The sequence below is a fragment of the Methanosarcina soligelidi genome, assembly GCF_000744315.1.
GTDB lineage: Archaea > Halobacteriota > Methanosarcinia > Methanosarcinales > Methanosarcinaceae > Methanosarcina > Methanosarcina mazei.
Genome location: NZ_JQLR01000001.1, coordinates 396,007 through 410,367, shown reverse-complemented (window position 1 = coordinate 410,367; position 14,361 = coordinate 396,007). Strand labels below are relative to the sequence as shown.

The window sequence follows — 14,361 nt, the reverse complement described above, 5'->3', positions numbered from 1 at the left end:
GAAGGGACTGCAGGCGATAAAGATGGAGTTAAGGAATTAAAGAGTTCTCAAGAAACAAAAATAGAGAAAAAAGTCCGAACTTCAGGTAAATCCAAAAAAGCTGTCCGGAAGGCAAAAATCAAGAAAAAACCCGGATTCGCCGAAAATATGAAAGGTCTTACCCGGGACATAATGGGGATTAAAGAAGGCGAAAAATTAAGTGATAAGCTCAAAGAGTTCTTTGAGGAAGTAAAAACCCCTGAGGGGGCAAAAAAGAAATTTGAAGAAATAATCCGGAATTTGAAGGACGAGGAAATAAGGGTTCTTCCGCCTTATGATCCGGAAACCTGCGGCCCTCTTCTTGAATATGAAATTCCTGCGGGATTTACTGAAATCGAACGCTACTGGGTAGAAGAGCCTTACGCTTTTGTCAGCATAATAGAAAACAGGGAAATGAAATACTATTATGTTATTGAGCCTACTCTAACCGTCTATGAAAAAACTGTTCTTGAAAGGGTCAGAAATAATCTTGAAGACGTTCTTACTCAGGAGGACATGATAACCGGAAAAGAAAAAGACGTCGTCCTCATTAACAGGTCTATGCGGCTTTTTGATCAGTATTACAGTACCCTTGAAGTTTCCTCCATTCATAAAATAATGTATTTCCTGAGAAGAAATTTCATTGGATATGAAAGGATAAACCCGCTGATTCATGACCCGAACATAGAAGATATTTCCTGTTCCGGTATTGAAATCCCTATTTATCTTTACCATAGAAAGCACAACAACATCGTGACCAATATCCATTTTGGGGAGAAAGAACTGGATTCCCTTGTTGTCAAGCTCTGCCAGAGGAGCGGCAAGCACATCTCTATAGGAGAACCAATCGTAGATGCGACTCTTCCTGACGGGTCAAGAATTCAGGCAACCCTCGGAAAAGAAGTTACTACAAGGGGAAGTTCTTACACAATCCGTAAGTTTAAAGGAGATCCGATAACTCCTGTTGACCTGATGCGGTACGGCACATGCAGTGTCGAAATGATGGCTTACTACTGGATTGCAATTGAAAACAATATCAGTGTGCTTTTTGCTGGGGGCACGGCCTCAGGTAAAACTTCTCTTATGAATGCTATTTCTCTTTTTATTCCAAGGCTGTCAAAAGTGGTGTCCATTGAAGACACAAGGGAAATAATGCTCTACCATGAAAACTGGATTGCAGGAGCAACCAGGAAATCGTTCACAGTGGGAGGTACTGGCGAAGTTTCAATGTATGAGCTCCTGAAAGCTGCTCTCAGGCAGCGTCCTGAGTATATCCTGGTGGGCGAAGTGCGTGGCAAAGAGGCTCTTACTCTTTTCCAGGCAATGTCAACAGGCCACACCACCTATTCAACAATGCATGCAAGCGATGTGCAGACTGTAGTTAACAGGCTTGAGAACGAGCCTATCAACGTACCTCATGTAATGATGCAGGCCCTTGGTATCATCTGCATTCAGATGCAGACCTATGTCAATGAGACCAGAGTTAGGAGAACCAAAACAATAGTGGAGATCACAGGACTTGACGCAAGGTCAGGAAGTCTGAGGATCAATGAACTCTACCGCTGGGAGCCGGTGCACGATAACTTCAAGCGGGCAGGCGATTCCTATGTGCTTAATGAGATTATGAGAGCAAGAGGATGGAGCCCTGATAAGCTCTTCATTGAATTTAAAAACCGGGAGCAGATCCTTGCCTATATGGCAGCAAAACAGATCCGTGATTACGTGAGCGTTTCCCTTATAGTACATATGTATGCTACAAATCCGCAGCTTGTAATGGAAGCGGTTGGAAACGATACCCTGCGGGATATGGTAGCACATCACAGTTAATCGGGGGTATCCATGAACGCTATAAATACCCTGGCATTCAGAATTTTCGGAGAAAAAATTCTTGAAAAAGAAGACAAATTTGCCCTTCTCAGGATAAAGCTTCGTCAGGCCCAAATTCCCTTGCCTGTGGAGCAGTATGTTTCAACCGCAATTTTATTTTCCCTGCTTGCGGGAATTTTTGGAGGGTTTGCAGGCTTGCTTCTCGGGAGTCAACTTTTCCGGGGAATTACTCCGGAAAGCATTGTTTCAATGTTCGGCATCTCGAACAGGGTAACCCGGGCGGTTGAGACTCCTGCATTTATCGAATCTCATCTCCCTTTTATCCTTACGGCTATAGGGGGAATCATTCTCTTTTCTATGATTTCTGCCCTTACTTACGGGCTTATCATGGCGTACCCGCCCATGAAGGCTGACAGCAGGAAGCGCGCTATCAACGCATCAATGCCTCATGCAACAGCTTTTCTCTATGTCCTGCAGAGAGGCGGAGGCATGACCATCTATGATATCATGAAGTCGCTTTCGAAGCATTCCCATCTTTACGGGACCACCGCCCGTGAATTCGGGAATATTGTCAGGGATATAGAGTACTTTGGAAAAGACCTTCAGGATTCTCTCTGGGACTCTGCTGACAGGACGCCTTCCGAGCAGTTCAAAGACCTTGTAGACGGTCTGATTTCTATAGTTTCAAGCGGAGGAGACATTACTCTTTACCTGAAAAATAAGACTGACCTTTATAAATCGAATGCAAATAAGGAACACAAACGTTTCCTTGAAACCCTCGGTCTCCTGGCAGAGGTTTATATTACGGTGTTCGTTGTAGGTCCCCTTTTCCTTATGGTTATCCTCGTTGTTATGAATATGATCGATAACGGGGGCCCAACCCAGCTCTATATCCTTGTATACGGTGCAATTCCTTTCGGGACCATGATTTTCCTTGTCTTTCTGGATATGCTTACAGGAGATGCGGAAAAGATGCCTGAAGAGCAAATCTCTGCAATCAGGCCGGATTCTTTCAGCGACGTCAGGGTAAAACCGTTAACCGAAGTTGATGAAGAGCTACTTCAGAAAATGGAGTTCTTTGAAAAGGTCTCCAGAGTCAAAAGAATTCTCCTGCATCCCATAAGGGCTATGATTGACAGACCTGTATATGCTTTCGTGGTGAGCGCTCCGGTCGCCCTGGGATATTTTGTTTCTGCTTACATGGAACACGGGCCTTACTATGGAGGTTTTGTCGAGACAGCATCCACTCTTGACGACTATCTCTATGCAACTCTTCTTATTCTTTTCATTCCTTACATAATCTTCCACGAACTTGAAGTCCGCAGGATAAGGCAGATTGAGGACCAGGTTCCTGAATTCCTTAAAAGGCTTGCAAGTATCAACGGTACAGGAATTCTGCTTGCCGATGCCATTGCCATTACAGCCCAGTCAAATATGGGCAGGCTTAAATCCGAAATTAAACGTACGGTTGCGGATATCCGCTGGAATTCAAACCTTGTAGACGCTATGAAGCGTTTTGAAGCCAGGATCCGGACCAACATGACCAGACGCAGCCTGAGCCTTATTGCCAAAGCAAGCGAGTCCACAGGAGATATACATCAGGTTATCAGCACGGTTGCGGATGATGCAGATATCGAGAAAAACCTCAAGAAAGAGCGTTCTGCAGAGATGTTTATCTATGTCTTCATCATCTTTGTGACATTCTTTGTTTTTCTGGTGATAGTATACGTGCTTGCTGCGTTCTTCCTGCCTGCACTTGACGGTTCGAGTAACCCGGCAATGTCCATGGGAGGTTTTGACCTTAAGGAATACACCCTTCTCTTCTTCCATGCAGCTCTCCTGCAGGGTTTCGGCTCAGGGCTGGTTGCAGGTAAAATGGGCTCGGGAAACATTTCCTCAGGGATCAAGCACTCCCTTGCGATGATGTCGCTGTCTTATGTGCTGTTCGTTATGTTTATCTGAGTCCTGGGTTTGAGGTTAAGCCTTCGAGATTTTTCCGGAGGCTTACCTGAATTTTTATCCAATTTTTACCTGCTTTTTAACCCATTCCTTTTTAATCTCCAAAATGAATTTTTAAAGTATGTCTGAAAATCCGAAAATAAAGAAAATACTTCTGGTCTTTTTTGTCTTTGCACTTCTTCTTTCCGCTTTCTATGCCCTGGACTTCAAAATATCACAGAGCGAGACCCATGTCAACTCTGGATTAAGTGCTTATTCTTCAGGCAGCCCTGAACTCAACTCTTCTGGCAGGATTTACCTCTATACTGAAGGAGAGGATGCGCTTTCAGTAAATTTGAAAGAGAAGCTTAAGGAAGACCTTGAAGCAGAAGGTATGGAAGTTATAGCTATAAACTCCATTGAAGAAAAATATGGTTCTCAGGCTCTCCTGGTGAATGTCAGCAGAGATAAATGGCTGTATACTCCTTTTTACGCTTCTTCAAACCTCAATTTAGCATTCTTTTATACCTCCACAGGTGAAGATACAAAATATTTCGAACAATTCAAAAATGGAAACGAGTCTGTTATCTTTGTAAATGACGGTTCGGGCAAAGGGAAAATGCTGATGGATGGAGAAATTGTAGTGCAGGATTCCACAAAAGGGATTATCTCTTTAAAAGCTTACAGGAAACACCTGGCTGAAGAAGCTGCAGGAAAAACTGTAGAGCAGCTCCTGCAGCATATCAATAAACTTCCTTAAGCCCGGTTTTCTGGAGAGGATTCATAACATCCTGCACCAGATGTTCATATCCTCAAATCCGTTTCCTATCCTGCAGTTGTTCACAAGCCTGCCTGTAAAGGCATAGCCAAGGGAAGAAAAGGCTGCGTTAATTCCGGGGGCTGAAGCTCTGCAAAGGGTATAGAAAGTCAGGAAGCTTCTTTCTGAAAGTTCTTTCTCCAGGGCTCTGATAAGCTCTTTCATATGCCCTTTCCCTCTTTCTGAAGGGATTGTCAGGCAGTCGGTTATTTCAGCATTTCTGTTTTTTGGGTCCATTTCTGCTGAGGCAAGGCTTACAATTTTTCCGTATTTTTCCACAAGGAAATAAAGTACATTTGAGTGCATTGTTTCGAGAATGTAGTTTTCCATATGCAGGGGAGTGGGATATAGTTCAAATCCCTGGCTGTACAGGCTTGCCATTGCAGAGGCATCAGCCTGAACTGCAGGTCTTAGCGTATACCCTTCCGGAAGCCGGCTTTTCTCTTTTCGTTTTTTCCAGTTATCTTTTTTCCGTGAAATTTTGTTTTTTTTCTGGTTTTTTCCGGTCCCTCTATCTTTTCTAAGGCAATTTTTGATAATCCGGTCTTCTTTTTCTTTATAGAAGGACGTCTCCCTGGAACTTTCAGGGTAGTTTGAATAAATGTGGCAGTCCTTTCCTGCATAATATCCCCTGATAATCCCTTCTTCCATATAACCGCAGGTTTCTGGTTCGTCCTTTTTTTCCGGAGGGGTATATACAATTATTTTTCCCATTTTTTCGGTTCCTGTCAGAGCTTTGAGGGCTCCTGCAATCTCCTCAAAACGTCCGATAAAGTCCATGACTTTTATTCTTCTGTTATAATAATCAATTATAAGTTCGGCTCTTTTTACTTCGGATTCCTTTAACTCTGCATTTATCCAGTACCCGGGAAGTTCTTCTTTGATCTCGAGCGTTAAGGAGACGTTTTTTTTCGTGGCTGGCCCTCCTCAGTTTAAATACATTTTTTAATTTTAGATAACCTGTTTTTCCGGAATTTTTTCCTTTCAGAAACGCTGTTTTCTTTCAAGTCCTTCCGGCTCAAGGGCGATAACACCATTTTCCTCATCATAAAGCCTGGCAAGTCCTGTATCACTTTTAAGCCCTGGGTGCTTATCACAGATAGTGCATTTTTGCTGGCACTTTGAGGAGTACTCTGCAGGTTCCGGATATACGCAGATTACCCCTTCGTAGTTTCTGAGAGTAACTCCTGTATCCGAGCTTGAGATCAGGTAATTGGGCCCTACAGGAATTTTTCCTCCCCCTCCCGGAGCGTCGACCACAAAAGTAGGGACTGCAAGCCCTGATGTGTGCCCTCTTAGCATCTCTATTATTTCTATGCCCCTTGCAACTGAGGTTCTGAAATGTTCCAGCCCAAAAGAGAGGTCACACTGATAGAGGTAATAAGGTCTGGTCTTTATCTTCAGGAGTTCGTGACAGAGGTTTTTGATTATCACCGGACAGTCATTTACCCTTCTGAGGAGTACGGACTGGTTGCCAAGTGGAATTCCAGCACAGGCGAGCATATTCATTGCCTTTTTAGCTTCAGGAGTGATCTCTTTTGGGTGGTTAAAATGAGTATTGAGCCAGACCGACGGATATTTTCCAAGGATTTCGCACAGTTCCGGGGTTATGCGCTGGGGCAGGGTCACAGGTGCTCTTGTACCTAACCTTACTATCTCTACGTGAGGAATGCTGAAGAGTTCACCTAAAAGCCAGTCCAGCCTTTCATCAGATACCAGCAGGGCATCTCCTCCTGAAAGAAGCACATCCCTTACTTCATGGTGCATCCGGATGTACTCGATTCCCTCCGTTATTGCTTTTTCAGAATAGTCATGCTCTCTGTTGCCGACCCTGCGCTTGCGAGTGCAGTGCCTGCAGTACATCCCACAGCGGTTTGAGATTAGGAAAAGAACCCTATCCGGGTACCTGTGGGTTATACAGCTCTCTTCAGATGGTGAGTCCTGGTCCTCACAGAGAGGGTCTTCAAGTTCCCGGGAAGATTTTTGAAGCTCGGCTGACTGTGGCACAGCTTGCAGTCTTACAGGACATTCCGGGTCGTCAGGGTCGATAAGTGAGGCATAATAAGGAGAAATAGCCATTGGAAAAACCTCAAGTGCTTTCTTTATGTCTCTCTTTTCCGTGTCCGAAAGCAGAATCAGTTTTTCGAGTTCTTCAACGGTGGTAATTCTATTTCTATACTGCCATTTCCAGTCTGAAAATTCTTCTTCGGATGCATTAAAACAGTCTTTTATCCTGGATTTCACGTTTAAACCTCGTGACTGCTGGAAGAAAAATTAAGGGACAGATGTCCAGAACATAAAATATCTATAATATGTGAAAAATTTAAATATGTTCTATGAACTAAATCCTGTCTTTCCCAGCTTATTTAAAGAAAATGCGTATATAATTGATTAATTTTAAGATTAAACACATCTATTAAATACTTTTTTATCGAAATGAGCTGTAATAATCCTTATATTTTTATGAAAAGCTCCAAAAAAGCTCCTTTTATATTCAGTTTTTTCTCTTTCAAACCTGTTTTATCTCTTTATTCTTTTATAATGTAGCAGGATCCAGATTATTCCTTATTTAATCATTCCTGAATATTGCAAGCCTGAAAAAAAAGAGTTTAATTCTTTTAATAACCTTTTAAAGCTTCCAGAATAGATAATTTCTATATAGAAAAACTATTCTTCTTCTTCCATCCTGATAAAAACTTTATATCGATTTTAAAATGAGCTTTTCTAAGGGTTAAACTTTTATCCCTTTAAAGTTCGCTCCGTTAATAACCTATTAAGTTCTGAATTCTATAATTAAAATTTGAATTATAAAATAAAATTTGAATTATAAAATAAAATTTGAATTATAAAATAAAATTTGAATTATAAAATAAAATTTGAATTATAAATTAAAACTTGAATTCTAAAATTAAAACTTGAATTTTAAAATTAAATATTAAATTATCTATAATGACACTGAATGATTTTTGAGATCAACTCAAATAATGTCCAATATTTTCTATCTGCATGAAGGACGATTAATGGTTAAAAATATTAATTTTTTGTCGTCAGTTTCTTAAAATATTATTTTTTCGCCATTAAATTTTTCATTATTGATTTTTCATCACTCTTTTTTCATTACTGGTCCCTCATTATTGTTTTTTCATTTTTTTCGGTTACAGATTTTCAATGTTTCGATAATAGATAATATGATGAAATTTATATCATTTGAAATTTAAATATATATTAATGGCAACAGATCTTTTAACCGACTTACTCATTATTTTCGGGCTTTCTATTCCCGTAGTTTTCACCTTCTCAAAGCTGAAAATAGCTCCGCTGGTGGGTTTTTTGCTTGTTGGCATCCTTGCGGGGCCTTTTGGTTTGGGCTTGGTCCAAGATCTGGGCAATATTGAAATGCTGGCTGAGATAGGAGTCATATTGCTGCTCTTTACTATCGGGATGGAATTTTCCCTGCGTGAACTCCTGCAGCTTCGCAGAATAGTCATCTTTGGAGGAGGGTTGCAGCTTTTTATAACTACTCTTGCTGCCGCTTTTATTTTCCTCATTCTTGGAATTTCCAGAGAAACTGCAATTTTCCTCGGACTCCTGGTGGCATTGAGCAGTACGGCAATAGTCCTTAAAATCTTGCAGGAAAAAGGGGAAATTTACAGTCTTCACGGGCGGACTTCCCTGGGGATATTGATCTTCCAGGACGTAGCTGCAGTAATGATAATTCTCCTGATTCCTCTCCTTGCGGGAACTCAGGGAACGGAAAAATCTTTCGTAGAACTTATCCTGCAGGGATTTGGGCTTATACTGTTTACTATATTCAGCGCCAGATATGCAGTCCCTTTTATTATGTTCCAGGTAGCAAAGACGCGTAATAGCGAACTGTTTCTCCTGAGTGTTGTGGCAATCGGACTCTCTGTTGCCTGGCTGACTTCCATGGTCGGTCTTTCTCTGGCTCTTGGAGCTTTTCTTGCCGGTCTGATCATCTCAGAGTCCGAATATTCGATTCAGGCGCTTGGAAACTTAATTCCTTTCAGGGATATGTTTATGAGCATTTTTTTCATTTCAATGGGGATGCTTCTTGATCTGGGTGTATTAAGAGAACATTTACCCTTAATACTGGCTGCAACTCTTGGAGTGCTGATTTTGAAAGCTGCAGCAAATTCCCTTAGCACTTTCCTTATAGGTTTTCCTTTGCATACCATGATCCTGGTCGGTTTCTCCCTCTCTCAGGTTGGGGAATTTTCCCTGATTCTTGCGAAGGTAGGCTTTACGAGCGGGCTGATAACTACTGAAATTTATCAGGAGTTTCTAGATATCGCCGTAATTTCCATGGTACTCACTCCTTTCATAATGAGCATGGGATATCGGACTACATCATTTGCCGAGTCTCTCCCCTTACCTTCAATAGTAAAAACCGGGTGGTACAGGCATTTTAAGGAGCACGTACCTCAAGATGCGCCTGAAAACCATGTGATTGTGATAGGTTTCGGAATAAATGGAAGAAATGTCGCAGCAGCTGCAAAGTCATCTTCTATCCCCTATCGGATAATCGAGATCAATCCTGAAACCGTCAGACAGGAGAAACAGAAAGGAGAACATATCCTTTATGGAGACGCTGCCCAGAAAGCTGTTCTGGAACATGCCGGTATCCGGACTGCGAAATCGGTTGTTGTGACCGCAGGGGATCCGGTAAGTGCCAGAAGAGTTATTGAAGCTGCCAGGCGGCTAAACCCTGAAGTCCATATTATTGCCAGGACACATTTCCTGAGCGAGCTGGATAAATTTCATATCGCCGGAGCCGATGAAGTTATTTCGGATGAGTTTGAAAGCTCAATAGAAATTTTCACAAGAGTGCTCCACAGGTATCTGGTTCCTTCAAATGAAATCGATTCTCTGGGCTCAACCTTACGCTCCGACCATTACAGGATGCTTCGCAGTCCTGACATTCCCCGGAAAAAGTTCTGCGACCTGGCTCTCGATTTTGCAGATGTGGAAATAAGGAGTATCAGGGTTGGGGAACTTTCCAGGGCGGCAGGGATGACCATTGGAGATCTCAACGTTAGGAAAAAATATGGAGTCTCTATACTTGCAATTTCCAGAAATCATAAACTTATCTCCGAGCTGCAGGCAGAGACCAAAATCCATTCAAACGATATCCTGCTTGTGATCAGCCCTCCTGAAAAGCTTGATGAAGTTAAAAAGCTTTTTGAAGATCAGGTGGGATAATGTTTCTTTATCCCGGTATTTTTCAGGTAAGGTTGAAAATAAACAATTTCAGGGATAACGCCGGAAGTCAGGATACGCGAATATGAATACATGAATATTTACTTATATTATTATGTAAATTTATTAATACTTACACGCTTATTAGTGCTTACATTTAACAATACTTAATACTTAATCTTGCGTAGCTTCAGACCTGCAAACTGAAATTTCGATGACTATTAGCGGCAATTTAGATTCCAATTCAGTCTCGTTAATTAAATATTTTTGAATATTTCCGCTTTTCACGTTTATGGCTACCTTTCATTATTTATCTGGTGGAAAATTCTTATGATGAGAGATTTTAAAGAGACTTTTCTTGAAGTTATTCAGGCGGTATTGCCTCTAACACTGGCGGTGATAGTGATCATGCTGGTATTTCTCGGCTCGAACCTGGGACATCTGGCGTCCTTCCTGACCGGGACAATAATGGTCATAGCAGGAATGACTTTTTTTCTTATGGGGGTCAAACTGGGCATGCTGCCAATGGGTGAAGCGATAGGGTCTAATTTGCCAAAGCACGGATCACTGATATTTATTGCAGTTGCAGCATTTTTTCTCTCTTTTCTGACAACTGTTGCGGAACCCGATGTAAGAGTCCTGAGCAGCATGATCGATTCAGTCTCAAAAGACAGCATAGACAGAAATATACTGATAGTATCAATAGGTGTTGGAGTAGGGTTTTTTGTGACCGTTTCCATCCTCAGGATAATTTACGGAATCCCTATAAAATATCTTTTTGCAATAAGCTACCTTCTCATAATCTTTCTGTCCTTTATCACACCGGCGGAGTTCCGTGCTATTTCTTTTGATGCGGGAGGTGTGACCACCGGACCAATGACCGTGCCTGTAATTATGGCACTGGGGATCGGGACAGCTTCGGTACTGCAGGAAAGATCCCAGCTTTCTGAAGGGTTTGGGCTCATTGGTTTTGCCTCTATAGGTCCCATACTCAGCCTGATGCTACTGGGGGTACTGTCTTCATGAGTGAAAGTACAGAAGGGATACTGTCTGTAGTTGTCGAAGTAAGTCAGGCACTTATCCCTCTTGTGATATTTTTTATCGTATTCCAGCGCCTGTACCTGAAGCTCCCCAGATCACAGCTGGTTAAGCTCTTTACAGGAATCTTTTTTACTGCAATTGGAATGATCCTGTTTCTATACGGAGTTTATAATGGCTTTTTCCCGATAGGAACGGAAATAGGTGAATTTTTTGGTGGCTCTGATAAAAAGAGCCTGTTAATCCCGATAGGTTTTGTTCTCGGGTTTCTTGCCACCTTCGCAGAACCTGCTGTAAGGGTATTATGCTATCAAATAGAGGAATCTTCCAGCGGTTATATCAGCTCGAAGCTCATGCTCTATACGCTTTCTTCCGGAGTTGCGGTATTTGTATCCATCGCAATGGCAAAACTGGTTTACGGGATTCCTTTCCTTTATATAATAGTTCCAGGATACTTACTTGTCCTTGTTCTGTTATGGTTATGCGACAAGGACTTCATAGCTATTGCATTTGACTCTGGTGGAGTTGCAACAGGCCCTATGGCTGTGACATTTCTCATGTCAATGGCAGTTGGCGTAGCCTCGGCGCAGGAAGGCGGAAATCCCCTTGTAGACGGTTTCGGCCTGATCGCAATGATCGCTCTTGCGCCTATTATCTTTGTTATGCTGCTGGGTGTTTATATACGATTTAAAGGAGGTATAAATAATGTCGAGTGAAGGAGATTTTCTACTGGTCGTAACTATAGTGAAAAAAGGATGGGGGGATGAAGTGGTCAAAGCTTCCAGAAAAGCTGGTGCTCAGGGTGGGACAATCTTATACGGGCGCGGCACAGGTATACACGAAAATAAGAGTATTCTTGGTCTGATGATAGAACCTGAAAAGGAAATCGTTCTTACCATAACCGAATCATGTATAGCAGACAATATCCTGAAATCCATTACTGAGGCGGTAAAACTCGATGAGCCTGGAACAGGCGTAGGATTTACAGTCCCTCTGGAGAAAGTGTTTGGCATCACCCGTTACTTCTGTGAAATGCATGACAGATCACAGAAAAGTTCCGGTTCATAAATAGACGTTCGGGGTAATGTGGATATCTTTCTGACATCAGATGTTTATTGCAATATAAAGAAAAATAGTCTTCATTTGCCTCTCATTATTTCAGAATTACCCTTTCAGAATTACTCCTGCAGGCTTTCAATAATAGTTGCTGGTCCCAGAATTTAAGTCCACTTCTCTTAACCTCGAATTTAAAATGCCTGTCTGTATTCCTGAGTATTTAAGTAATTCTGAACTTTTAGTTATGTGGAAATGAATCCGGTTTTGGGATCAGCTCAATTTTACTCCCGGATTGAAAAGAAGGTCTTACTTCTCCGGTGATGCTTTCAAACAACTTTCTCACATTGAGCAGGCTTTCAGGCTTTCCCAGAAGAACGCAGGCATCTTTTGCTTTGAGAAGGAAATCGCCTTCAGGAGTGTGAATCATTTCTGAGCCCCTGCGGACAGAAAGTACTGTTACTCCGTGCTTTTTCCTGAATTCCATCTCTGCAAGAGTTTTTCCGTCAAAACCTGACCCTTTCCCCACTTTAAGAACCTGGATCTCAACACCCGGAAGCTCATCCTTTATGCTGAATTCATTATCTGTATCCTGATCGACTGACAGTTTTCTCAATCTTCTGTAACCGTTAGCTCTCAAATCATTTACCATCTTTTCAATATTTTCCCTCGGCACAAGATACTTTTCGAGAAGGCGGACAAATATCTCTAGTGAGGTTTCGTATTCTTCAGGGATAATTTCATCCGCACCCAGGTGATGGAGGTGCTTCATTTCCTGCAGCTCCCGAACCTTTGCAATTACATAGATATTTGGATTCAACTCTTTTGCCTTCTCTACAATTTTTCTTGTGGCAAGAGAATCGGATATTCCGGTTATGAGCACTCTTGCGTTCCTGATTCCTGCATGTTCCAGGACAGCCCCGAATGTTGCATCTCCATACTGTATTCTTTCACCCTTTGTTTTTTCCTGCTTAACAATATCGGGGTTTGTTTCCAGGATGATGTATGGAATACCTGCAGCTTTTGCAGCTTTTGAAATCGTTTTTCCGAAAAATCCAAAACCTACCATTATAAGATGATCTTTTATCTCAGGTTCAACGCATTCTTTCCCTTCAAAGGGACCTGAGCAAAAGCCACGTACGAGCTTCATGCCATATACAGAATCTGAAGCCTTTTTGACAATGAACTCAGCAGGCCTGTAAGAAGCATTGATCAAAAAGGGTGTAACTCCCATGGTAATGATTGAAACTGCAAGAAATGCCTGGTAAGTCTCCTTCGACAGGAGAGAATACTCCAGCCCCAGTTTGGAAAGAACAAATGAGAACTCTCCTACCTGTGAAAGTGCAAGCCCTGTAATTATAGTTGTACGGAGAGGATATCCAAGAATAATGGTGATAAGCATTCCTGCAATTGATTTTATAATAATAAGGGCGACTGCAGCCAGAACCAGGAGAGGGAGATGATCAAGCAGGTAGCTGATGTTAAGAAGCATACCTATGGACACAAAGAAAAAGCTCATGAACATATCTTTCAAAGGCAGGATATTTCCCATCGCCTGGTGGCTGTACTGGGACCCTGAGATGACTATCCCGGCTAAAAAAGCTCCAAGGGCTAAAGAGAGGCCAATGCTTGATGTAAAGACTGCTGCGGATAAGCATATAAAAACAACACTGACAAGGAATAACTGTTTGCTGCCTGTCCTGCCTACACAGTAAAATATCCAGGGGACCAGAAATCTGGAGCTCAGGATAAAAACAAAGATGATCAGTGAGCCTTTAAAGAAAATATTGGAAAAAGCTCCATCAAAACTTATGGAACTTCCTGCAAGTATTGGAGTTATAAGAATAAGAGGGACTATGGCAAGGTCCTGAAAGATCAGAATTGCGAGTGAAGTTTTTCCGTGTGGGGTATCAACCTCGTTTTTGTCCTGAAAAACTTTGAGTACTATTGCGGTACTGCTAAGTGAAATCAGGAGCCCTATAAAAATTGATGTGGCAGAACTGAATCCAATCCATGTGCATATAATAAAAGCTAGAGTTGTTGTAAAAAGGATCTGAAGAACTCCTCCGCCCATTATGGCTTTTTTCATTTTCCAGAGGTCATTTAAGGAGAGGTCTACTCCTATCGTAAATAACAGAAAGACTACTCCGAGTTCGGAAGTCATGTCTATCTCCCCTCCGCTCAGGATTCCAAGACCGTAAGGCCCTATCAGCATCCCGGTTACAAGAAAGCCCAGTATCGGAGGGAATTCAAATCTATAAAATATAGTAAGAATTACGACTGCAAAGCCGAGAATCACATCAACATTTGCCAGCAAATAGTCTTCCATCTATTTCGCTCCCCGGAAAACGCAAAAATAAATTATGTCATTGATGTCATTGTCTACTCAATTAGTTCATGAAGGTGTATTGAAACTGGAAATTAGAAAAAGTATGAAGAGAGTGATGCAAAAT

10 protein-coding genes are annotated in these 14,361 nt (G+C 41.9%); 7 read left to right on the top strand and 3 right to left on the bottom strand.

What is annotated here, in order from left to right; all coding sequences use genetic code 11:
- The first annotated feature begins 147 nt into the window (after window positions 1-147).
- The 3 genes from M886_RS01865 to M886_RS01855 all read left to right on the top strand — a co-directional run bounded on the left by M886_RS01865 (window position 148) and on the right by M886_RS01855 (window position 4,543).
- Window positions 148-1,845, top strand: a complete 1,698-nt coding sequence (locus M886_RS01865) for a type II/IV secretion system ATPase subunit (RefSeq protein ID WP_048039362.1) — start codon at window positions 148-150, stop codon at window positions 1,843-1,845.
- Between the two features lie 12 nt (window positions 1,846-1,857).
- Window positions 1,858-3,807 carry a type II secretion system F family protein gene (locus M886_RS01860; protein ID WP_048037267.1) on the top strand — a complete coding sequence of 650 codons (1,950 nt, stop codon included), beginning with the start codon at window positions 1,858-1,860 and terminating at the stop codon, window positions 3,805-3,807.
- Window positions 3,808-3,925: 118 nt separating this feature from the next.
- Window positions 3,926-4,543: a hypothetical protein gene (locus M886_RS01855; RefSeq protein WP_048037268.1), complete on the top strand. Its 618-nt coding sequence runs from the start codon at window positions 3,926-3,928 to the stop codon at window positions 4,541-4,543.
- Between the two features lie 21 nt (window positions 4,544-4,564).
- Here the strand turns inward: M886_RS01855 and ablB are convergent, their stop codons facing one another.
- Entirely contained in the window at window positions 4,565-5,410 is an 846-nt protein-coding gene (gene ablB / locus M886_RS01850; RefSeq protein WP_268745871.1) for a putative beta-lysine N-acetyltransferase, read from the bottom strand.
- Window positions 5,411-5,584: 174 nt separating this feature from the next.
- A complete protein-coding gene (kamA, locus tag M886_RS01845) occupies window positions 5,585-6,844 on the bottom strand; it encodes a lysine 2,3-aminomutase (protein ID WP_048050550.1) in 1,260 nt (419 codons plus the stop codon).
- A gap of 984 nt (window positions 6,845-7,828) precedes the next feature.
- Between kamA and M886_RS01840 the strand changes: the two genes are divergently transcribed.
- The 4 genes from M886_RS01840 (at window position 7,829) to M886_RS01825 (ending at window position 11,923) form a co-directional block, all read left to right on the top strand.
- A complete protein-coding gene (locus M886_RS01840) occupies window positions 7,829-9,820 on the top strand; it encodes a monovalent cation:proton antiporter family protein (protein ID WP_048050549.1) in 1,992 nt (663 codons plus the stop codon).
- Window positions 9,821-10,150: 330 nt separating this feature from the next.
- A complete protein-coding gene (locus M886_RS01835; RefSeq protein ID WP_011032882.1) occupies window positions 10,151-10,843 on the top strand; it encodes a DUF1538 domain-containing protein in 693 nt (230 codons plus the stop codon).
- Window positions 10,840-11,571: a DUF1538 domain-containing protein gene (locus M886_RS01830; RefSeq protein ID WP_048050548.1), complete on the top strand. Its 732-nt coding sequence runs from the start codon at window positions 10,840-10,842 to the stop codon at window positions 11,569-11,571. The genes M886_RS01835 and M886_RS01830 overlap by 4 nt, the downstream gene beginning before the upstream one ends.
- Complete coding sequence (locus M886_RS01825) at window positions 11,561-11,923, top strand: P-II family nitrogen regulator (RefSeq protein WP_048050547.1); 363 nt, start codon at window positions 11,561-11,563, stop codon at window positions 11,921-11,923. The genes M886_RS01830 and M886_RS01825 overlap by 11 nt, the downstream gene beginning before the upstream one ends.
- A gap of 226 nt (window positions 11,924-12,149) precedes the next feature.
- On the opposite strand, the gene M886_RS01820 is transcribed toward M886_RS01825, so the two are convergent.
- Window positions 12,150-14,237 carry a cation:proton antiporter domain-containing protein gene (locus M886_RS01820; protein WP_048050546.1) on the bottom strand — a complete coding sequence of 696 codons (2,088 nt, stop codon included), beginning with the start codon at window positions 14,235-14,237 and terminating at the stop codon, window positions 12,150-12,152.
- Between the last annotated feature and the right edge of the window lie 124 nt (window positions 14,238-14,361).